Origin of the sequence: Pedobacter sp. Bi126, from assembly GCF_918698245.1 — a bacterium.
Classification (GTDB): domain Bacteria; phylum Bacteroidota; class Bacteroidia; order Sphingobacteriales; family Sphingobacteriaceae; genus Pedobacter.
Genome location: NZ_CAKKMS010000005.1, coordinates 371,089 through 391,966, shown reverse-complemented (window position 1 = coordinate 391,966; position 20,878 = coordinate 371,089). Strand labels below are relative to the sequence as shown.

The 20,878-nt window shown below is 41.5% G+C and carries 21 protein-coding genes, 1 tRNA gene and 1 pseudogene; 2 read left to right on the top strand and 21 right to left on the bottom strand.

Going from position 1 to position 20,878, the window contains the following annotated elements; genetic code table 11:
* Positions 1–254 (bottom strand): hypothetical protein (locus LQ201_RS20265; RefSeq protein ID WP_230146680.1); only part of this gene is annotated, 254 nt, incomplete at its 3' end.
* Between LQ201_RS20265 and ychF the strand changes: the two genes are divergently transcribed.
* Complete coding sequence (ychF, locus tag LQ201_RS20260; RefSeq protein ID WP_029275975.1) at positions 248–1,348, top strand: redox-regulated ATPase YchF; 1,101 nt, start codon at positions 248–250, stop codon at positions 1,346–1,348. The genes LQ201_RS20265 and ychF overlap by 7 nt on opposite strands.
* A gap of 659 nt (positions 1,349–2,007) precedes the next feature.
* Here the strand turns inward: ychF and LQ201_RS20255 are convergent.
* Together LQ201_RS20255 and mgtE are read right to left on the bottom strand one after the other, a co-directional pair.
* Positions 2,008–2,622, bottom strand: a complete 615-nt coding sequence (locus LQ201_RS20255) for an HAD hydrolase-like protein (protein ID WP_230145115.1) — start codon at positions 2,620–2,622, stop codon at positions 2,008–2,010.
* A gap of 9 nt (positions 2,623–2,631) precedes the next feature.
* Positions 2,632–4,008, bottom strand: coding sequence for a magnesium transporter (gene mgtE / locus LQ201_RS20250; RefSeq protein ID WP_029275973.1), 1,377 nt, complete (start codon positions 4,006–4,008; stop codon positions 2,632–2,634).
* Positions 4,009–4,303: 295 nt separating this feature from the next.
* On the opposite strand from mgtE, the gene LQ201_RS20245 reads away from it, so the two are divergent.
* Positions 4,304–4,375 (top strand) — tRNA-Arg (locus LQ201_RS20245).
* Positions 4,376–5,105: 730 nt separating this feature from the next.
* Here LQ201_RS20245 and LQ201_RS20240 read toward each other — a convergent pair.
* The 18 genes and pseudogenes from LQ201_RS20240 to LQ201_RS20155 all read right to left on the bottom strand — a co-directional run.
* Positions 5,106–5,897: pseudogene (locus LQ201_RS20240) on the bottom strand (recombinase family protein); the annotation flags it as partial.
* 351 nt (positions 5,898–6,248) lie between these two features.
* Positions 6,249–7,037, bottom strand: a complete 789-nt coding sequence (locus LQ201_RS20235) for a hypothetical protein (protein WP_230145114.1) — start codon at positions 7,035–7,037, stop codon at positions 6,249–6,251.
* 55 nt (positions 7,038–7,092) lie between these two features.
* On the bottom strand, positions 7,093–7,902 hold the full coding sequence (locus LQ201_RS20230) for a DUF4099 domain-containing protein (protein ID WP_230146679.1): 810 nt from the start codon (positions 7,900–7,902) through the stop codon (positions 7,093–7,095).
* A gap of 56 nt (positions 7,903–7,958) precedes the next feature.
* Positions 7,959–8,444 carry a M23 family metallopeptidase gene (locus tag LQ201_RS20225; RefSeq protein ID WP_230145113.1) on the bottom strand — a complete coding sequence of 162 codons (486 nt, stop codon included), beginning with the start codon at positions 8,442–8,444 and terminating at the stop codon, positions 7,959–7,961.
* A gap of 7 nt (positions 8,445–8,451) precedes the next feature.
* Positions 8,452–10,410, bottom strand: a complete 1,959-nt coding sequence (locus tag LQ201_RS20220) for a type IV secretory system conjugative DNA transfer family protein (RefSeq protein ID WP_230145112.1) — start codon at positions 10,408–10,410, stop codon at positions 8,452–8,454.
* A gap of 11 nt (positions 10,411–10,421) precedes the next feature.
* Positions 10,422–11,261 (bottom strand): DUF4138 domain-containing protein, encoded by an 840-nt coding sequence (locus LQ201_RS20215; protein WP_230145111.1) that lies wholly within the window; start codon positions 11,259–11,261, stop codon positions 10,422–10,424.
* A gap of 6 nt (positions 11,262–11,267) precedes the next feature.
* Positions 11,268–12,458: a conjugative transposon protein TraM gene (gene traM / locus LQ201_RS20210; RefSeq protein ID WP_230145110.1), complete on the bottom strand. Its 1,191-nt coding sequence runs from the start codon at positions 12,456–12,458 to the stop codon at positions 11,268–11,270.
* A gap of 10 nt (positions 12,459–12,468) precedes the next feature.
* Entirely contained in the window at positions 12,469–12,897 is a 429-nt protein-coding gene (locus LQ201_RS20205) for a hypothetical protein (RefSeq protein WP_230145109.1), read from the bottom strand.
* Positions 12,875–13,489 carry a conjugative transposon protein TraK gene (gene traK, locus LQ201_RS20200; RefSeq protein ID WP_230145108.1) on the bottom strand — a complete coding sequence of 205 codons (615 nt, stop codon included), beginning with the start codon at positions 13,487–13,489 and terminating at the stop codon, positions 12,875–12,877. Before traK ends, LQ201_RS20205 begins: the two co-directional genes overlap by 23 nt.
* Before the next feature lie 17 nt (positions 13,490–13,506).
* Positions 13,507–14,652, bottom strand: coding sequence for a plasmid transfer protein (locus LQ201_RS20195; protein ID WP_230145107.1), 1,146 nt, complete (start codon positions 14,650–14,652; stop codon positions 13,507–13,509).
* A gap of 12 nt (positions 14,653–14,664) precedes the next feature.
* Entirely contained in the window at positions 14,665–15,441 is a 777-nt protein-coding gene (locus LQ201_RS20190; RefSeq protein WP_230145106.1) for a hypothetical protein, read from the bottom strand.
* Positions 15,442–15,451: 10 nt separating this feature from the next.
* Complete coding sequence (locus LQ201_RS20185) at positions 15,452–16,117, bottom strand: hypothetical protein (protein ID WP_230145105.1); 666 nt, start codon at positions 16,115–16,117, stop codon at positions 15,452–15,454.
* On the bottom strand, positions 16,114–16,740 hold the full coding sequence (locus LQ201_RS20180; RefSeq protein WP_230145104.1) for a hypothetical protein: 627 nt from the start codon (positions 16,738–16,740) through the stop codon (positions 16,114–16,116). Before LQ201_RS20180 ends, LQ201_RS20185 begins: the two co-directional genes overlap by 4 nt.
* A gap of 35 nt (positions 16,741–16,775) precedes the next feature.
* The gene (locus tag LQ201_RS20175) at positions 16,776–17,438 is read right to left on the bottom strand and encodes a hypothetical protein (protein WP_230145103.1); all 663 of its coding nucleotides are present in this window, start codon (positions 17,436–17,438) and stop codon (positions 16,776–16,778) included.
* A gap of 24 nt (positions 17,439–17,462) precedes the next feature.
* A complete protein-coding gene (locus LQ201_RS20170; protein ID WP_230145102.1) occupies positions 17,463–19,916 on the bottom strand; it encodes a TraG family conjugative transposon ATPase in 2,454 nt (817 codons plus the stop codon).
* The gene (locus LQ201_RS20165) at positions 19,894–20,202 is read right to left on the bottom strand and encodes a plasmid transfer protein (protein WP_230145101.1); all 309 of its coding nucleotides are present in this window, start codon (positions 20,200–20,202) and stop codon (positions 19,894–19,896) included. Before LQ201_RS20165 ends, LQ201_RS20170 begins: the two co-directional genes overlap by 23 nt.
* 2 nt (positions 20,203–20,204) lie before the next feature.
* Complete coding sequence (locus LQ201_RS20160; RefSeq protein ID WP_230145100.1) at positions 20,205–20,513, bottom strand: DUF4134 domain-containing protein; 309 nt, start codon at positions 20,511–20,513, stop codon at positions 20,205–20,207.
* A gap of 66 nt (positions 20,514–20,579) precedes the next feature.
* Positions 20,580–20,876 (bottom strand): DUF4134 family protein, encoded by a 297-nt coding sequence (locus LQ201_RS20155; RefSeq protein WP_230145099.1) that lies wholly within the window; start codon positions 20,874–20,876, stop codon positions 20,580–20,582.
* Positions 20,877–20,878: the final 2 nt, after the last annotated feature.

Sequence of the window (20,878 nt, the reverse complement as noted above, 5' to 3'; positions counted from 1 at the left end):
AGGCGGAAGGCGGAAGGCGGAAGGCGGAAGGCGGAAGGCGGAAGGCGGAAGGCGGAAGGCGGAAGGCGGAAGGCGGAAGGCGGAAGGCGGAAGGCGGAAGGCGGAAGGCGGAAGGCGGAAGGCGGAAAAGGTAAAATGGTTAATGGAAGATGACCAAAACTAAAGTTTGACAACGAAACACAATGGCTATTGACCATAAGACTATGAACCAATAGGTAAAAACTAAAGAAATAAAGACTAATAAATAATGGCATTACAATGTGGTATAGTTGGTTTACCAAATGTTGGGAAATCGACTCTTTTTAACTGTTTATCAAATGCAAAAGCGCAGGCAGCAAACTTTCCCTTTTGTACTATTGAGCCCAATGTTGGCGTAATTACAGTACCTGATGATAGGTTAACCAAACTGGCCGAGTTGGTTAAGCCAAACAAAGTACAACCAAATACAATCGAAATTGTAGATATTGCGGGTTTGGTAAAAGGTGCATCGAAAGGTGAAGGCCTGGGAAACCAGTTCTTAGGAAATATCCGCGCTACCAATGCAATTATTCATGTTTTACGTTGTTTTGATGACGGAAATGTAATTCATGTGGATGGTTCTGTTGATCCGATCCGTGATCGTGAAATTATTGATACTGAGCTACAGCTTAAAGATTTGGATACCGTTGATAAACGAATCCAAAAAGTTGAAAAAATGGCAAAAACAGGTGGCGATAAAGATGCTAAACGTACTTATGAGATTTTAACGGTGGTTAAAGCACATTTAGAAGCTGGCAAATCTATCCGTACTGCAGCGTTGGCTCAAGATGATTTCGATTTTATTGAAGATTTAGGCCTGCTTACGCAAAAACCGGTAATGTATGTTTGTAATGTTGATGAGGCATCGGTAATTAATGGAAATAAGTACGTTGATTTAGTGAAAGCAAATGTTGCTGATGAAAATGCTGAGGTTTTAGTGATCTCTGCTAAAATTGAATCGGAAATTGCTGAACTGGACAGCTACGAAGAGCGTCAGGAGTTTTTAGCTGATTTAGGCTTAACCGAATCTGGTGTAAATAAATTAATCCGTGCAGCTTATAAATTATTAAACCTTTACACTTACTTTACCGCTGGTGTACAAGAAGTTCGTGCCTGGACGATTACCAAAGGTTTTACAGCGCCACAAGCTGCTGGTGTAATCCACACAGATTTCGAAAAAGGATTTATCCGTGCTGAAGTAATCAAATACAACGATTTCGTAACCTTAGGTTCTGAAAATGCCTGTAAAGATGCTGGTAAATTGGGTGTTGAAGGAAAAACCTATGTAGTGGAAGATGGTGACATTATGCACTTTAGGTTTAATGTATAAGCCCTAAAGCCCCTAAAGGGGACTTTGAAAAAGCATAACAATATAGAGCCACTTGAAAGAGTGGCTTTTTTGTTTGAAGACTTTTTTGCCACGGAGACACCGAAAGCACGGATACCCACTCGATTGTCATGCTGAGCGGAGTCGAAGCGTATTGAAACGCTTGATTAACCACAGATAATACAGATTAACACAGATAATTAACGATGACAGATCCTGAAATAAATTACCTTCGGTGAGCTCGCTTAAGGCTCGGTTTACTTAGTAGCTTTCCGCTTTGCTACAGGTCAGGATGACGAACGCTGGAGAACACACAGGAAAAACGGAATTATATTACTGCGCCCAGCCTAAAATGTCAGCGGCTAAATTGCCAATAAACCCGATTAAAATGGAAAGTCCACAGCGTTGGACTTGTAATGAAAAGCGGGAGCAAGCTTTAAAATATCCACTGCAATTGCTTTTCAAAAAACATTTTAGCTCTTGGTAGATAGCATTTATTTAATCGAAAGTTGAGAACTTAAAAAGAAGTAGTTTCAGGATGTCAGATGGTAATATCTGACACCACGAAAATGCATTAAGATCCCCGTATGCACGGGAATGACGGTCATTTGGTTAATTTATTCTGCGTGAATCAGCGAGATCTGCGGGAAATAACTTCAAAATTAAACCGCTAACCCATAAGCGGCCAACTGTACCTTAGTATCTTCGTAATCGGTATGATGAATGCCTTTTAAACCTAAACCTTCAGCAACCTGTACAAAAAGCATACGGTCATCAATATATAAACTCGTTTCTACATCGCTCTGCGAAATATCGATGGCCACCTTAAAAATATCGGCATCGGGTTTACGGAAATGCACAAAACTAGATGACACGAAAAAATCGACAAATTCGTTCAGTTTAAAGGTATTGATGCGGTATTGGTTTAGTTCTCTGCCCTCGTTGCTGATTACGGCTACTTTTAGGTTATATTTCTTTTTTAAATCGCAGATCAACTGAATCATTTCTGGATAAGGAAGCGATTTTTTGAACATAAACTCCTTAAAATCATCGTAGCTAAAGCTACGTTCTTCGAAGAAAACGATACGCTCCAAATATTCATCAAGGGTTAATTTACCTACCTCATAGGTATCGAAGGTAAGATGATGGCGCTCTTCGAGATCAACCGAGTCGAGGTTAAAAAGAACAGAAGCTTCTCCCCTTGCATGCCTGTCCCAGCCATTGGTTAATAAAACGCCACCGATATCGGTAAAAAGTGTGGTAATTTTCTTTTGCATGATTTAGATTTAGAGTAAAACGCCTTTTAAAATTAATACGGCAACACTGAAATAGATCACAATCCCGGTAACATCAACCATAGTGGCTACAAATGGCGCTGATGAGGTTGCTGGATCTAATTTCAGTTTTTTCAAAATAATTGGCATCATCGAACCGATTAAACTGCCCCATAATACAATGCCAACAAGGGTAAAAAATATGGTAGCTGCAATTAAAAACCAATGCGGACCATAATTATAGAGGTGCAACTCTTGCCAGGTTACAATGCGGATAAAACCAATCGTGCCTAAAATAATGCCCAGCAAAGCTCCAGAAACCAATTCACGTCGCATTACGCGCCACCATTCTGCGATGGTTACTTCACCTAAGGCCATGGCTTGGATAATTAAGGTTGAAGCCTGGGAACCGCTGTTACCGCCACTACTCATAATCAATGGAATAAAAAGCGATAATACTACTGCTTTTTCGAGTTCAATTTCGAAGTGCTGCATAGCTGTTGCGGTTAACATTTCGCCTAAAAAGAGTACAATTAACCATCCTGCACGTTTTTTAACCAGTTTTAGGATTGGGATATCGAGATAAGGTTCATCCAAAGCCTCAGTACCCCCAATTTTGTGCATATCTTCTGTATATTCCTCATTTGCAATCCATAAAATATCATCAACGGTAACAATACCTAAAAGAATGTTATTTTCATCTACCACAGGTAAAGCCACACGGTTGTTCATCCTAAAGATATTGATTGCATCTTCCTGAGGATCGTTTGCTTTTAGGGCAATAAAACGTTTATCGGTAAGTTCGCCGATAATTGCTTCAGGATCGGCCAGTAAAACCTCACGGATCCTGATATCATCCAACAGTACTCCTTCTTTATCGATCACATATACTACATCAATGGTTTCGGAGTTTTTTCCATAACGCCTGATGTGCGCCAAAACCCTGGTGATAGACCATTCGGGTTTTACGGCGATGTAATCGGGCGTCATTAAACGGCCAATACTATCTTCTTTGTAGCCTAAAAGTGCAAGCGATTCTTTACGTTCTTCGGGTGGTAAAAGCGTAATCATTTTTTTTACCACATCGCCTTTTAACTCGCTAAAAAGCGCTGTACGGTCATCGGGTGGTAGATCTTTGATAATCTGATTGAGTTTATTGCCCGAAAGTTTTTTAATGATACGCTCTTGCGTAGGGAAATCCAGAATCCGAAAAACGTTTACCGCCCGGTTAAGGGATAAGGTTTCGATAAATTTAGCTGCATATTGTGGAAGTTCATCAATCAGTTCTTCAACATCCGAAATATTCAGTTGATCGAGATATTGCTTTAAAGCCTTATCATTTTCTTTTTCAAGCAGTTCCTGAATCTCTTCCACAACCAATTCTTCCATAAAATACAATCTAATTTATTACATGCCTAAACCTCTATTAACGGTTCGCAAAGGTGCATTTTTATTTCTTAAAAAGCCAACGGTGAAGGTTTAAAATTAGCCAGAAAGGTTTCTTAAATTAAAAATAAAGGGGAATAAACTCAATAAAGCAGCCCGTTGCTTTATGATTTAATCATTTTTTAACATAAAAAATATCTCAACAGCAGGAAGTTAATTTTGATATGAACTTACAGATTAAAAATAGACTTGTTTTTGTAATGAAATGATTTTGATTTTTCTATATTTGCAGCCTTATGCTCCCGTAGTTCAATGGATAGAATTATGGTTTCCGGTACCATCGATATGAGTTCGAATCTCGTCGGGAGCACCTCACGAGACAAATCAGTTTTTACGCTGTTTGTCTCGTTTTTTATTTTACGTAACTCGTTATTAATCAGACATATTAACTCAACACCTTCGTTCAATCTAGGTGTTCGATAACCGTCTTCATAATACACTAATTTTTCGGGGAAAATTGCAGCTATAATTTCACGTTTTAGGCCTATTTCGGCCTCAAAATATGCCTTCTCGATGTTTAAAAGGGTGTTCGATAAATTTTTGATAAGGTTATTTAAATCGTCCTGTTTTTTATCAAAAGAATTTAGGTTTTTCTTTAAATTGTAGATCTTTTCTTCCAACTGCTTTTTGATAACACCATAATCTTCAGGGGAGATTTGATCATTAATCAATAGCTCTCTTATCTTATCTATCTTATTGTTTAATGCCTCCATATCCATTTTGGTTATCCGTTTCTTCTCAGAACTGCCCTTAACCATTGCGTCGAAATTATACCTAATAGCATCTTCATATAGATCTAGCATACCATCAATAGGTTTGAGGTTAGACAACCCTTGTTCAAAAACTTTATTTGCTTTTATTGCATTAATTCTAAATCGGCACGGCGAAATACAGTGATAATAGAAATAGCTTTTATATTTTCCTTTTGAAGGGCTCCCGGTCAGGTTTCTTCCACAAATAGGGCATAATAAAAATCCGCGTAAAGGAAGTTGTTCTGGACTCATTATGCTTCCCCGGTTATGGGTCTTTCTACCATCCATAACATCCTGAACTTCATTAAATAATAGTTCTGTAATAATAGGCTGATGTTGACCTTGAACGATCATTGCATCTTCATCCAGATGCCTCGGAATAAATAATTTACCACAGTACACGGGATTTCTCATAGACACCCAAAATTGATTTTTCCCACACTTTAGACCTTTTGACGAAGCCTTTCTCCAAATCTCGTTAATCGCAAGTTGTCCCTTCGCTAATTCTTCAAAGGCATCCTTCATTATTGTTCCATAAATGGGATGGGGGGTTATGTATTTTATACCAGTTTCACTAGTTTTATTAATATATCCAATAGGTGCAGTTGCCATCCACCTCCCCTCCTTTTTAGCTCTGCGCATCCCATAAAAAACGTTTAACGATCTTCTGTCATTCTCTACCTCAGGAACAGCTAAATAAAAGGCTAGCATCATCTTATTTTCTGGTACTGACAAATCTAGGGGCTGTTCAACTGCATGAGCCTCGACACCCAGGATCTTTAAAGCATTTATCATTTGATATGCATCAGCTGTATTACGGCTAAATCTGTCCCATTTTGTAAATAGAAGTTGATTGACCGGCACAGATTTATTTTTTTTCAGATTTTTCATTAGCAACTGCCATTTCGGTCTGTTGAAGGTCTTAGCGGAATAATCTTCGATATAAACTTGGTTTATCTTTACCTTGTTAACATCGCAATATTTCCTGAGCCTCTCCTCTTGGTCGCGTTGTGAATAACCTTTGTCCTTTTGCTCGTCAGTACTGACTCTAATATATAAATCTGCTATTTTCAAATACATAATACAACTAATTGATAACCAATCAATATAAAAAATAAATGGCGTTAAAACAAAAGTTTTAACGCCATTTTATCAACAAAAACAACAACTATTTAACGTATTGCCGAATCATTATTTTTGCAAAACAGTCCATAAATTCCAAAATTTTTATTGCTTGATCCCGTGAAATTGCAATGTCTTTCTTTTTTAGTCTCTCTATTGCCTGTTCCGGAGTCAACTTTGCGTAATTGCCAAATTTCATTATCTATTAATTAGATTAAAATTTCCATATTTCTTTCCTTCAAAAAAGATTAGCCCACACAAAAACAGGGGACCGAAATCCCCTGCATTACAAAAAATGTGCTCCACAAACTATCTACCCCGTCCTTTTTTTTCTTCCACCTGAAGCTCCATCTCACCCGCAATTGCTTTTTCTTTTTCCCCTTTTAGGAGAGGCTCACGGCGGTCAACAGCTTTACTGTAGACCTGCCCCAAATCACGGTCGTAGAAATCTAAGGTTTTGAATTGTGGATTGGCCGTTACAAAACCGGTTGTTTCTTTTCCATTCTTCATAAATGAAACCTCATGCAGATTGCCACGTTCAAGGCTTTTCAGTAACTGATCCCTAAATCCTTGTTTTTCCATATCCTGGATTTTGAATTTATCTACGGCTTCTTTTAGATCAAATCCATACTGCTGACCATAACTATTTAACGCATATCCTTTTTCTGGAGAATGTTCGGTAAAATCCAGCTTAAGCCAAAGGTTTGCTTTTTCCCCACTTTTTAAAACGACATCTTTGTTTACAGCTCGCCCGGAAAGCAAATTATAACTTTCTTTGGCGGTAACTCCTTTTCCTTTATTAATATAAAAGGTCTGTTCGAGCCTAGCATCTTGCCCTGGCTTTTGAAGGGAAGCCTGATATTTATTAAAAAAATACATGTCTGTTTCTTTACTCTTTGAAAAATCGAGGATATAAGAAACTGTATCTGCCAGTTCAGGTTTGTCCTTCGCATTTGGGGCTGTTTGCAGGTTATCAAAATTTAAGGAAAACTCTGGCAACTCTTTCGTTATAGCTGCCTTAAGCTTCTCTGAAAGTGATTCTCCAAAGCCCAGATATTTCAGGGTATTTTGGAGATAATCCAAATTATTCTCATTCATGACATAAAAATTAAAGGTTTAAAATTCTGTTGATTACTATTGTATATAAAAAGGGTTATCTTGATAGCCCTGATCTGCCATAACCACGCGAGTACTCACTATTGCTAGCTATTGGTGTGGTTTTTTCTATAGAACTTTTTGGGGTGGACTTCTCCGCTACCGCTGCCTGAAGCGCTTTATGATAATTTTCATTCCGCTCATCTTTTTGAGGCAACAGCCCCCTATCTCCTACCATCGCCTTTAGTCCTGTCAATAGGAGATAAGATAAGCCACCGTCCATTAGAAGAGAGACAACCAGTGCCAATCTATTGGAGCGGATTCCATCCGGAGTAGTGCTACTGGCCTGGAAAGTAGTCCCGTCGGGCATTTCAATCTGCCTGCCGTTACCGAACCGTTCTTTCTGATATGGGGTGAGAGGCATGCCGTTGATCATATCAGGCACCCGTAGCCTTGAGGTATCGGTGACAATATATTCACGTGTATCCCAATCATATTCCACCATTAGCTTCTTCTGCTGTCCGTTCTCAGTGGTTTCTTTAATGAGATTGGCCTTTAAACCGGTCAGTAAATCATCTCCTTCCCCGCGGGAAATAATTGAAGGAAGGTTGCTCTGCTTATAAACTGGATGTACCAAAAGTTCAGCTTTTCCCTGGGCATTTTTGGTCAGGGAAAGTTTCACGCTCATTTCCTTTATTTCAATTCCATTATGATTAATATCATTTAGCCTGACGAGCCCGGTCCGCATTCCGGACAACAGGGCATCTATATCTTTTTTAGGAAGTGTGATTTCTCCCTCCATAAACAGTCCAAGTTCGCGCAGATCTTCAACCGGAAGATCCCGCACATTCAAGTTTGCAGTCTGCATATTGATTCATTTAAAAATTTGGATTAAAACTCTAGTGGCTACAATTTTTAATTTGTTTATCCACCGTATAAATAGCGTTTGAGTTCACCGCCTGACTTGGATAGGATGATCAATAGAAAATAAAGCGGATTAACGCTCATCCCACCGCGAAGCACAGACAGGTGCAGGTGTTCGCCAGTTGTCCTGCCCGTTGATCCGGTAAACCCTATAGGATAGCCCGTGAGAACAACATGGCCAGCGGAGCAATATACTTTTGATAAGTGGGCGTAATAAACGATATAACCCCCATATCTCGCAGCGACATAATTGCCCATTATGGAGGAATAGCCAGTTTTATCAATTATTCCGGGGAGTACAGAAACAACAACCTCGTTTTTACCGGCTATATCTATTCCTTTGTGAAAAGAATCCTGTCCAGTAACCGGATGAGTCCTGATACCAAAAGCAGAATTCAGTTTGAACACCTTAAGTGGAAGTGTTGCGTACCAGCTTGTAAAAATAGTGGTATCCTGAACAGCTCCATATCCGTTAGCACTGATCAATAAAAGACTACATAAAAGCAGCAACCAACATTTCGATTTCCTTATTGATGCGCAAAAAATTCCGTGTAAGGATTTCTTCCTTCTTCCCTCCGAAGTCGTAAAAAACAGGCAGTTCAACATATCCTTCTTCCTCCTCTTTAATTTCTTTTAGATCCAGGTTTATTTTGCAGTTAATGGCAGATGTGTCATACTCACCGGTATATTTAACATCCGCATCCGTTGCAAGTAATCCCACTAACTCCCCAGCGCCAAGTGTCGTAATCTTTCCCGCAGGAATCAGCACTTCCAGCTTTTCACTGATTGATTTGGATACTTTGCTCCTATCTATTGAAATACTTTCACCAATCTGTTTAGATTTACCGAAGATTCTTTCCAGCCAATCAAGCGTTTCTTTGTTCCTTGCAGAACCGGACAGTACATTGCCAACCACGGAAGTTATTGTTGTTGCCGTATCTTTTCCATACTGCTGTTTGAACTGTGGCAATTCCTGCATTCCTATCAATACAGCAACCTTATTAGATCTTCCCGTTGCGATAAGATTCTCTATCCGATGAACAAAAATAGTAGGCCCTTCATCAAGTAGAATTGCCGATGGAAGGTTGCCCTTTGAATTGATCAGCCTGGTAAGGCGGTTAATCACTACAGAATAACATGCGGAATTGATATTCTGGGTATTGGGATCGTTTGCCAGAACCAATATGCCAGGCGATGTGGGATCAGAAATTTTCAGGTTGAAATCATCACCCGAAAAAACCCAGAATGTTTCTTTTGTAGCCATTCGGCTCATGAATATCTTTAGCGTTCCAATCTGCCCTTCCAGCTGATCAAAGGCCTTTGCTGCAAATGCAGACTTAAAAGGCGACAGCAGTGAAACCAACTCTGGATTGGTAAAAAGCACAGTAAAAATCTCTTCATAAGACCGGTTTAAAAAAGCCATTACATGTGGAAGACTCGAATATTTTCCTTTTTCATACCTGCTCATAAAATATATACAAGAAGCTAAAAAATTGATAGCTGACTGTGTGAAGAAAGCATCACTCCCACTTGCCTTATCTCCTTTTTTAAGGGCTTCAACAGTACCTTCGGCTGTCTCTGAAGCATCCGCAAGCATCGCTATATAATCGCACCGGAAGGGATTTATCCTTCTGCTTTTTTCGACATCAGTCAGGTTAAGCACATGAAAATTAAAATCCTTCAGTTTGCCTCTTTTCTTTCCCTGCAAAAAGTGGTAGTAAGCAATCCTACCCAGATCAGGAAACTTAAAGTCATACAGACATACAGTAAATGATTTGGCGATCATCTGACGGATAAAGGGATTTACGACCGAAAAAGACTTGCCCGAACCCGGGGTGCCAATAAGAAGTGTTGCACGGAAAGGATTGACAAGGTTTACCCAGCCCCTCCGCACTCTCCTTTTATAATAGAAAAGCATCGGTATATTTACTGAGTAAGGATTTTCGACCTTTTTAACCTGCTGCATAAAACTTTCGGCCTCAACATTCCATTTATCCTTGCCTAGTCCAGACCTGATGATCTTGGAGACATTGTCCATAGAAATACTGATCAGGATTGCACCGACAAAGGAAAATGTGATGTAGAAAAGATCCATTGTCGAAGTATATGCAAACAGTTCCTGGCCTGATTTTCCATAAAATAAAATACTACCAAAATAGAGGAGCAGACCAAGGCTTAGGGGATAAACTACTTTTGTCTTCGGATCAAAGTCTAGTTGTTTTTTCGATAATGTTCCGATACTGACAAGACAGATCAATAATAGCACAGAAAGTTTACTATAGATAAGCTCTTGATAAATAATTACTGTCTTGATCCTTACTAACCCAACATTGAAAATGCCCCAGAACGGGGCACCCAGATAAACAAAAACACTTATCTCCAGTGCGATTGCAAAATAGATCAAGCACTGTAGAAAACCGTGGAGTTTCTGGATTTCCCTGGTCTCTTCCATATAAACAATATTTAAATGGTGATCTTTTTGGCCTTAAGGATATCGGAATAGCGGATATCAAAGGTGATGGAGCGGCCTGAGATTTGCTTTTCGGACAATTCTATCTTAAGCCGCTTATGGTCTGGAAAGGTCATCCTGTGCAGGACAAAAATGTTCCTGTACCTTTTTTCAAAGGTCTGGATATTTAGCTGGCACGATACCGGAACAATTTCCAGTGACTGTACTGTTGTAGCCTTATGCTGTTTCTCATCTTCGATGCGGAACCTCAGCCCATCAATCTCATATGGGATATCGGTTGCGTTGTCAAATCCGATATCCAGAAGAATATATTCTCCAAGTGTACTAATGCCATTTAACACCGCGCGCATACCATTTTTCTTTTTTCTCACCTCACCCTTAATTGGTATATGTTCCAGCATCGCTCTGGAAATACTGTCGAGCTCGCTACTTGATATTGTCGAGGCTTTCGGGTCAATCGCCCTCATTCCACCAATGCTGATATCGATCAGCGGATTGAAGGCAGTTTCCGGCCTGTCATCATAAATCAGTGCATACTGTTTGATCCTTTTTTCTCCAAGGATGGTGAGTACGCCTATGAATGCGTCTTTAATTTTAGCAGAATCAGGAATTTTAACCCTCAGTAGGTTTTTATCAGGCAGGTCGCCAATGAGTCCCTTTGGAATGTCGACATATGTAATCTTTTCCGGAGCAAGAAAATGCAGTGTAAGAGACCGCTTGATAAAAATCTTTGGGATCTCTGACGTTGATCCAACCATATTACCTGAAACTTGCGCAAAAAGGTTCCCTGCCATAGCAAGGATCTGTATGGCTGTTAAAATTTTATTTTTCATATCTTTTTATTTTTGGCCCTGAAGATCTTGTGGATCGACAAGAAATACCTGGTTGTTATACTTTAATTTTGCCCTGTTTTTTTTGACCATATTGGCAATGGCGGAAGAGGATGACTGGAAAAGCCTGTCAACTGTGCTCATCACAAACTCGTTCTGGCCCTGGCCGCTACCCATGGTATTGAATCCCTGGACCGGGCTTGAGCCAAGACCTTTGGAGAACTCTCTAAAAGCTGAAGCAGGAACATATAAACCGGGCAGGCCATCCATATCATAAACCATGAGTTTTATCGGCAGAATCTTTCCAGCACATAACACAGAACTGATCTCTAACTGGACACGCTGCTCGGAAAAACCGCTGATCCTGGCATACATGTATGTCCCTTTTGGCAACTGTAATTTGCCTGCATATACCTCTTCAAGCAGCCTTAGTCTAATCCTTGACCCAGAATACCCGGTAACATCCTCATCAATGATCGCTGTGATCATCTCCCTGTTATCACTGGCGATAAGTGTATTGAAATCAGATTTAACGGCAGAGAATTTGGAAACAGGAAGAACCTTCTGATCTTTGACGAGTTCCTCCTGCTTTCTCTTTTTTTCCTTCTGCAGGTCGGTATAAGCAGGGTCATTCACCTTTTGCACGCTATCCATATAGGCCATCTGCTTTTTAAAAAGGTCCATCGGATCAGTTTCCTTTGTCGTACCAATGGATGGTGGCCTTTCCCTGTTTCTTGCCTCCGCCAAGCTTGCCAGTACCTGTGCCACGGCCCGGTCTTCCGGCCTATTGCCAATACCGCTTTCGGTTCGAGAATATGTAGATAAAGGTTTCCTAATTTGCTGCATAGGCACATAGGCCTGTTTTTTGATGGATTCTTCAATTGAATCGAGTCTGTTTTTCTCCCTATCAGAATACGAACTCGCCATCTCTACTTGTGGTAGCTGTTCATCGCCGACTGTTTTGATTGCCGAGTAACCATCAGCTTCCTTATAGCTGTTCTTGTAGGCTTCCAGCTTATCGGAAAGTCCTCGCTCGCGGACCTGGTCCGATATTTCTGCAAGGTTTCCGCTGATATCCTTTTCAGCCCTTACTATCTGTTTTTTCGATGTGCTCTGCCGGTACACGAAAAAGAAAAGACATAGAAAAGGAACGGCAATCAGTGGTATGATGTACCTTGGATTTTTAAAATCTAATTTCATAACATTTTGGTTAACGGAGCTTTCTAAGCTCCTCTAGTTTTGCTTCCAGAAAAGCAGAATCAGCACTATTCAGTGTTTTCCTATCCAAAACCGAATCCACCTGCTTTCTGATCTCCAGCGTTTTTCTAAGTTTAGCTCCTGTTGTACTGATCCTTGATAACCCATCATTAATGGAATAAGACGGTTTACTACTCTTTTCCCGATTAATAAAAACGACCGCCTTAACTTCCTTTTTATCATTCAAAGACAGTACGTCAAATGAATACAGTACCGAAAAAATGACCAGTATGACCATCAGCACAAATACCTGTTTTGGATATGTCTTTAATTGCCGCACCATTCTTCTGCGCAACAGAATCAGATAAGGACGGAATTCATGGTAGAGCTCGACAGGAACCGTCCTGTCAGGTGCCCTGTTAGATCGGATTTTTCTGAACATTTTCGATATCTTTATTTTCAAGTGTTTTCCAGGAAATGATCAGTACCCCGTACAAGTTGTTATCGCTTTTCGGAATATCCCTTAAGTAACCTTCTGTAATCATTGAACGGGTAACAATGGAGCTTCTGCGCTCAATCCGTTGCTTTCCATAATAGCGGAAATACCTCTTTTTGACATCGATATAGATTGAATCGGTCTGAAGGGTCAGCACTGAACTACTGGAAAGTATAGAACTGAAATATCCTTTTTCCTTCAGGTTCAGGTATTGTTGCATCCCAGACTCATCGATGAGGTACATTGCCTTTTTCATCTGATAATCGATATACCTGTCATCCGGGGTTAGCGAAAAAAAGAGTGAATGAAAAAGTTCCACATGTCCGCGGTAAACCGCAGGCCGGATCAGCTGTTCATCGGTCTGTCTGGCCAGTACCGGTACATTGTTTTCAAAAATGTAGATACTCTTTCTCGCAACCTCAATCTGCTTATAAGCAAAAAAACCAGTCGAAATACAGATCAGAAAGGCACAGACCAGACTGCCTATAGAAACAATGGTAGCCAAACGTATCTTGGACTCAATATTTTTAATGATCATGATTGTTGGATTATGGTTTAAAAGAATTTACCGGTAGCCTTTTTGGCCATACCGATAACGGTCTGCGATCCACGGCCAAAATTGGAAGCTGCAGAACTGATACCTGATGTGGATATGATCCATGTGGAAATACTCGGCACAGTAAACATACAGATGGCACCAATCAGAAAACTCACAATTACCGTCCCAAAGGAAAGGATACCGTTGCCTGCAAACCAGGCCATTTTTTCCAGATTGGCAGCTTCTCCGTTTTCACCGATAAGTTCCTTATACCTGCTGATCTCAGTGGTCATCGCATATTTCTGCAGCAGCGCCACCAGGTACATAATCAGATAGGCAATGCCCAGATAAAGATTGACTGATACAAAGCGTGCGATCCAGGTGCTTAAGGAATCACGGAAAGCCGGCAGTATACTGACAGCAACGGCAAAAGGTCCCAAAATAATCAGTATGGTGGAATATATAATCTGGATCATAAATATCACATAGGTTGCCAGTCTCAGAATCCATATACCCAGCAGCTCAAGCAATTGGGTCAGCAACAACTGCATGCCGATCTTCAGACGGTTCTTCAGTTCTATTACAGGACTGACCACTGTCGACATCCCCTCCTTTACTGTGCTGGTTACCGAATCCCATGCCCTGCCCATCCAGGTATCAGACTCCTTTTCCGCCATTTCGGTTTCCGCCTGAAAACTGTATAGTGAATTCGCGACCTTCTGCATATAATCGGCACGGATAAGCCTGAGCGAATTGACCTCGGCCTGCTCACTATTAAACATCGTTTCGGTCCTCGCGGCCACAAGGTCTGTTGGGAAAGCAACCATTTTAACAAATGCACCCCACCAAAGTATGATCATGACCAGACCGAAAGGTCTTAAAAGCGGCATAATTTCCAGCTTTTTATCCCCGGCTATCATTTCATAGGATTTGATCGCAAAAAAGATAATCATAAAGATCGCTGCCAAAGCCTTGGCATCGGCAATGAACATATCAAAATGAGTCCATATCGAATCCTTTAATCCTTTTAAGATCACCATCACCCCTTCTTCATATACTCCGTTTCCCTGTAGAAACTCAAAGGACCTACGGTAATCGGTGCTCTGCCCAAATGCTAAACCAGTAGTCAGCATGACCATGCCTAACAATAAAATCTTTTTCATTTCCCTTTTGGTTTAAAATTTTCTTTTATTAAGGATTTCTTTTGCCGTCCTGACATCTGATTCCGGTGTCCAGCCATCTATCTTTATTTCCTGACCGGCCAGATCCTGCCGGATCTTTACCCGAGCAGGTTCTCGGGCAGCTGCAATGACCTTATCGTTCCATAGTGACGATATCCTTCGGTATTCTGCGAGCAGCCTGTGATAAGATAAAATCCTCTTCCCCCTTTCCAATGTTGTTGTCCGAGCTGCTTCGAGCCTTTCTGAAAGGATAGCCATTTCGCGGGTGTACCAGTCCAGGCTACCATTAACAATGATCTGCGCTCTTGCAATCTGTGGAACAGCTGCAAGCAATTTTCCAGGATCAAAATCTGTTACCCCTTTAAGCTGCTGGGAATAATAAAGTATCCAGAGTGGATCTGTAGCGGAAAGCATTCCTGACATTCCCGCAATCTGTAAAAGCGAAGTCTGCGCCAGGGTATCAGACTGCAGCTCATAATTCTTATCTATTTGCTGCATTCCCGTTACCGAAACGAGGCGCTGATTCTGTGTACCTACCGGCCCTAATGGACGTAAATCCGTTTTGGGATAGTTGGGATGAAGCCCCCAGGTCAACCAGTAATACGGATTAAGGCCAAGAAAGCCGGAAGTGGGCGTAAACTTTTTTCTGTCCCACTGTTTAAATACCATGCGTTCCTGCTGGTTGACAATACTTTCATCCCTGATCTGTTTTTGCGCCTGGACTGAGATAACTGTAGTCAGCAGCATCCAGACCATCAATAAATTCTTCATAGCTTTAATATTATTTTTTTAAATACCTCGTTTTTCTAATAATGTCGGATACGATCTGTACATCACGGTTGATAAAACCTTGAAATGGGTTGAGCATCTTGATCACCCCACTGACCTTCGCCCAATACATTGCTTTCCATGCGCCGTAAACCAGCCCACGTATGATCTGAAGATCAGCCCTGATACCTGCAATCAATTCATCCCTACTGTTATAGTCCATCAGAATATTCTGCCCCTCTTTGAGCACAAAGCCAGAAATCTCGGTCATCATCTTTGCGCTCCGCCTTGTAATGTCCCTGATGATCTCCTCACTGAATAGCAAGAGGTAAGGTTCATTAACACCGAGCTTGCCCATTTCCCTACCATAACCAATAATCTCTTCGCACACGGCATACATATCGCGTAGTGCCAGGCCATTCTTTAAGGCAGCATTTACATTGGACAGGGAGGAATAGATCATGCTCTGGGCCAGAACGATACTGGAAGTATTAATATTGATGTTGTCCAGTGATTTATTGATCTTGCTGAGCAGTTCGTTATGGCTGATCTCAGCAGCATTCCTCACAACCGCGTTTTCATTGACCGTAGCTAGATGCCTTGCATCAAAAACCACACGCTGCGCTAAGAGCACGAAAGGGCTCATGCAAAAAATCATTACATAAAATATTAGTTTCATTTTTTCAGGTATTTGGCATTTTCAAGAATATTCTTTACGATTGCTCGGTCAATATCTATATACTGCGAAAATGGATTGGCATTTTTGATCATTGCCGAAATACTTCCATATTCAAGGCTCCGGACTATTGCGGTCGCCAGATTGCTCAAAACGGAAAGCTCGAAAAGCACATGGTCAAACAATATTCGCCTGTCCGAAGATTTCATTTGGTTCACCGCTCCCAGACTTGCCGTAAGCCCAGTCAGATAATAAAGCAGGTCACGCGATTTTTCTAGCACGTCAATCTCGCTCTGTACTACCAATGGCAACAGTGCAGGATTGTTCCTGCCCAGTTCATATAACCTGTATTGATCCCGGACGATCTGACTCACCATAGGCGCTGCCTGAGTTCCGATATTAAGTACATCGATTGCGGTACCGATAATATTAAACCGTGACTGCAGTTCCCGGTAACGGTTCTTAAGCTTTGCCAGAAGGGTCCTGTTCGCCTGTTCATTAACAGTATTGACCACCTGAGCATCCCTTGCCCTTGATTGCCGCTCATGCTCACTTTTAGAATCCGAAACGAGCTGATGGATTGCCGGGATATTGAGTGCTTTTTGCTGCGATTTTACTATGTGCACACACAGAGAAAAAATCAAAAGCATAACCAGCCCCCTCATTTCTTTAAGTATTTAGCCCCTGATAAAATGTCGTTTGCGATGCGGACATCGATATTTACCCAATCAGACCAGGGATTGACCGAGGCGAAAATCCCCCGCATCTTTGCCCAGTACATCGCCCGGTGCATCCCATAAGAAGTCCCCCTGAGGATACGCATTTCAGCTGCTATACGATTCAGCAATTTCGAGCGTTCCCCGGCATCCATCAGGTTATCCCTACCACCCTTTAGGACAAAAGCGCCAACCTCTGAACCAAGCCTGACCGCCCTTGTCTTGAATTCACGGGCGTTCTGCTCGGCAAACAACAGCAGCACCGGATTGGACTTCCCAAGTTCAACAGCCTTTTCTACATCCGTGACAATATCAAGCCCGATATCGGTAATCTCCTTTACAGACATCAGGTTGTTGAGTATTGCCGACACTTCCGTAAGTCCCCGATATATCCTATCCTGCATATCGTTCACGACAACAAGCTGCCCGGTCACCAATAGCTGCCCCCTTGAGATCAGGCTTAAATTGTCGTTGGTACGGTCCAATTGCCTGTTGATAATCCCCGAATGACCGGCAATGGCTGCCGAAGTAACCGGATCCACATAAAGCGTCTGTGCATTTATGCTCCTGCATAAAAAAGCACAAAAAATAATTAGAATTACTTTCATGATTTAAGTTGTTTAAGCGTTGATTTATAATTCAGACGCTCCCGAATTGATCTGTTTAAAGAACTCAACTAGAGAAAGTCCGGAACTTTTAAAATCAGCAATAAAGACATCTAGTGCCGCGGGATAAGAACCGAACTGTGCCACATAACTTTGCACGGCCAGCTTTTCGGGTTTTTCCGTGGTATAGGTCAGGTACTGCTGAAGTGAAACCTCTACACCATATACCTCTCCTACGTCTCCCCTTCTGATATACACTTCCTTAAAGGGGCTTCTGCCTTCACGGTTATCCAGTTGATTGGTGCTGAAAATTTTGTTCCTTTCCGTCTTTGAAATAGAGAGCATCGCCGCTATTTCATTGTAATTGTCGCGGAATTTGGCCTGATCGAGCAGGATTACGGTATCTGAACTGCTTATAATGGTATCTTTTACCACGGCATTGCCTATCACATCCGCAAGATCCTGGGTCACCAGTATCAATTCTCCCCAGAATTTTCTGACCGTTTTATCGACATATACCAGGAAACCTACCATTAGGGGTGATGAAATCGCTTTCCATGCCTCCTCAATGACCAATGATTTCCGCTGAAAATTCCTGTAGCGCATTTTCTGGATGAAGATGTCCATTATATTCAGCGTTACAATTGCAAAAAGCAAAGCATGCTCCTTGATGCTGTCAATTTCAAATATGACCAACCGTTCATTCAACAGGGATTTATCGGCATCTTCATTAAGTATGGCACCGAATTCTCCACCAGTGCAGAATTTCCGCATGATAAAACGGAAGCCTTCAAAATCAAAAGGAACAGCATTCTCCTTCATGATCATTGGGATCTTTTCCATTGCATAAGCATAAAAAGAATCAAAATTGAGTTTTTTGATCCCTGAAGATTCTCCCATTGAAAACCATTTTGCATAATAAGAAGTAATCACTTCAGAGATCACATCCCTCTCTAACTGACTGGCATCACCTTCCGGCCCTTTTAAACAAAGGAGGATCAGCACCAGGATAAATTCCTTCTTTTCAATATTGTACTCTTCCTCGCTAATGGTAAAAGGATTCATCGTTATGGGACCGTTATCGCTATAAGTGATATACCTGCCGCCGGCATACTGGCACAGCCCTGAATAGGAATGACCGGTATCAATGATGACGATATCCACATTGTATAGCAGATACTGTTCGCACAGTGAATTCATGAAAAAGGACTTACCGGTACCAGACGGACCAAGAACGAATTTATTCCGGTTTGTGATCCTTCCAGAAGACATTGGCAGATCCGCAAGATCAATTGCGATCGGGATTCCGGACCTGTCGGTAAAACGGACGAGAAATCCCGATTGCTCATCCCTGGAAAGGCTTTCTTTTAACAAAAGACATATAGCAGCTTCGGCAGTGGTCAGAAACCAGTCATACTTTCTGAGTTCGGCAGCATTCCCAGGCAGTGCCGTCCTGAACAACTCCAGCTGGTTATAGGCATTCCTGCTCGGGATAATCCCGGTCCGGAACAGCGCGCTTTCAATATAATTATAAGCCCTGTTGAGTAATGATCTTTCTGCACATACAACGATATTAAAATGCGCATGGATCAGTAACCTGCCATCCCTGGCCACATCATCCAATAATAAAGAAATATCCTCTACACACAGATTATTTGCAGGATCGGGTATTCCACTATGCCTTTTCCGTTTAAGTTCCATCTGCCTGACCGTCATGGTCTGCGAAGGTATTTCGAGAATCTGGTTATACAGAACGGAGGAACAGTCCGGTACTTTAAAAAGAAACGAAAGTATATCGGTAGGAAATCCCTTAAGACTTTCTTTGTCCGATAGCTTTACCGATGTTGGAAGCATGGCAGGAAGATCGACCTGATCGATATTGATCAGCGGTATCGAACGGAAAGAACGGGTCCCAATATTTACCTCGGTATCAGTGGGATGATAATTGTCCAATGAAATGCTTTCCTCACCAAACTGCATGGACATAATCCTCATGATAAATAGGTTGATCTCTCTTTCCCTCAGCACCCTTGGTTCCATTCCTGCATTGCCCAGCAGTCCAATAACCTTGACAACAGTTGTTTTAAACTCAGCAAGCGACTTTTTATCATGCACAAATAACGCCCCTTTTTTGACCTGCCTGGTAATGGTCAGTACTGTCTGGAGTTTTACATATGGTCTTCCTTCAAAATGTCTGTTATAACTGTCCTGTAGATATTCATCTGCAACCTTGTACTGGTATTCGGCCTTATAGATGATATCCTGCTTCTGAATGATATGACCTTCGCCAACAACCCTGGACAGGTTAGCGAAAAGTTCATGAAAATTATCATAAGCTCCATGATCACCTCCAAACCTGAGCACGGGATTGGTAATATCGATCAGTACAGAAAATTCACCGTTCAGACCGTATAAAATATCCAGCTCAGCATCTATATCAATACCGAGGTAGGGTATTCTAAATTCTTTTTGTCTTACCATAAAGATTGATTTTTGAGAGATGGTTGATCTGGAGATAGATCCCAAAAGAACGGGTCTTGTTGTGCAGTCCCCTTTTTTGACACATCCCGATGTAAAAAAAGCCACCGATGATCAGCGAGATCATAATCACCGCTCCTATATACATATTGATGAGCGCCATGGTCAGCGCACCTGTAACCAACGAAAGCAACAGGATACCTACGCCCCAATAAATAAAACGTCCTTTAAAACCTTTATAGGTCAATGGCCGCTGTAGGCCTCTGTAAACTGGAAAAAACCCCTCCATAGCTATAGTCCAAAGAAAGCTTTAACGATAAGGGACGAGAGTACCAGAAAGAGACAGGAACCTCCCCAGCCCATCAGCTCCTTGTTGATATCCTGATCTCCGCTGTTCCATTTGGAATACACCCGGATACCACCAACGATGCCGACCAGTCCACCGATCACCAATGCAATATTGGTAGCCGGATCTACATAAGTTTTAAGTGTACTGGTAGCGGTGTTCAGACCGTTTACACCACTCTGTGCGATAACGTATCCATTGATCGTGCACAGGTATAAAAAAATAATGAATCTTAAATTTTTGATTTTTTTCATTTGATTGGGATTAATTGAATGGTTATGAAATAAAAAAACCGCTTACAGCGGTCAGGAAACTTTGGCTCAGAGCCCGAAGACGTGCACCAGCACAATATGGATGACGATGATGAACAGTGCTGAAAAGAACCATGCAGGGATATCGGCACTAACATCTTTCCCCATCTGCATCTTATGGTACACATGGACTGCGCCAATGATCGAAATGAGTGCAGCCAATACAAGTGACAGGTCCCTCATGGAAAAAAATGATTCCCTGATAAAACTCCTGGCCTGTTGCATCTCCGCAATTCCGGGCTGGGCACCAGCCACAGTCCAGGTCAACACACAGATGACCATGAACATCAAACATCTAACTTTCATTG

Bases quoted from the DNA above. Each gene is read 5' to 3' on its own strand.
- LQ201_RS20230 (WP_230146679.1), bottom strand. From the start codon at position 7,902: ATGCAGACTGCAAACTTGAATGTGCGGGATCTTCCGGTTGAAGATCTG.
- LQ201_RS20205 (WP_230145109.1), bottom strand. From the start codon at position 12,897: ATGTTCAGAAAAATCCGATCTAACAGGGCACCTGACAGGACGGTTCCT.
- LQ201_RS20190 (WP_230145106.1), bottom strand. From the start codon at position 15,441: ATGAAGAATTTATTGATGGTCTGGATGCTGCTGACTACAGTTATCTCA.
- LQ201_RS20220 (WP_230145112.1), bottom strand. From the start codon at position 10,410: ATGGAAGAGACCAGGGAAATCCAGAAACTCCACGGTTTTCTACAGTGC.
- LQ201_RS20235 (WP_230145114.1), bottom strand. From the start codon at position 7,037: ATGAATGAGAATAATTTGGATTATCTCCAAAATACCCTGAAATATCTG.
- LQ201_RS20170 (WP_230145102.1), bottom strand. From the start codon at position 19,916: ATGGTAAGACAAAAAGAATTTAGAATACCCTACCTCGGTATTGATATA.
- LQ201_RS20215 (WP_230145111.1), bottom strand. From the start codon at position 11,261: ATGAAAAATAAAATTTTAACAGCCATACAGATCCTTGCTATGGCAGGG.
- LQ201_RS20165 (WP_230145101.1), bottom strand. From the start codon at position 20,202: ATGGAGGGGTTTTTTCCAGTTTACAGAGGCCTACAGCGGCCATTGACC.
- LQ201_RS20175 (WP_230145103.1), bottom strand. From the start codon at position 17,438: ATGAAAGTAATTCTAATTATTTTTTGTGCTTTTTTATGCAGGAGCATA.
- traK (WP_230145108.1), bottom strand. From the start codon at position 13,489: ATGATCATTAAAAATATTGAGTCCAAGATACGTTTGGCTACCATTGTT.
- mgtE (WP_029275973.1), bottom strand. From the start codon at position 4,008: ATGGAAGAATTGGTTGTGGAAGAGATTCAGGAACTGCTTGAAAAAGAA.
- LQ201_RS20155 (WP_230145099.1), bottom strand. From the start codon at position 20,876: ATGAAAGTTAGATGTTTGATGTTCATGGTCATCTGTGTGTTGACCTGG.
- LQ201_RS20185 (WP_230145105.1), bottom strand. From the start codon at position 16,117: ATGAAACTAATATTTTATGTAATGATTTTTTGCATGAGCCCTTTCGTG.
- traM (WP_230145110.1), bottom strand. From the start codon at position 12,458: ATGAAATTAGATTTTAAAAATCCAAGGTACATCATACCACTGATTGCC.
- ychF (WP_029275975.1), top strand. From the start codon at position 248: ATGGCATTACAATGTGGTATAGTTGGTTTACCAAATGTTGGGAAATCG.
- LQ201_RS20195 (WP_230145107.1), bottom strand. From the start codon at position 14,652: ATGAAAAAGATTTTATTGTTAGGCATGGTCATGCTGACTACTGGTTTA.
- LQ201_RS20160 (WP_230145100.1), bottom strand. From the start codon at position 20,513: ATGAAAAAAATCAAAAATTTAAGATTCATTATTTTTTTATACCTGTGC.
- LQ201_RS20255 (WP_230145115.1), bottom strand. From the start codon at position 2,622: ATGCAAAAGAAAATTACCACACTTTTTACCGATATCGGTGGCGTTTTA.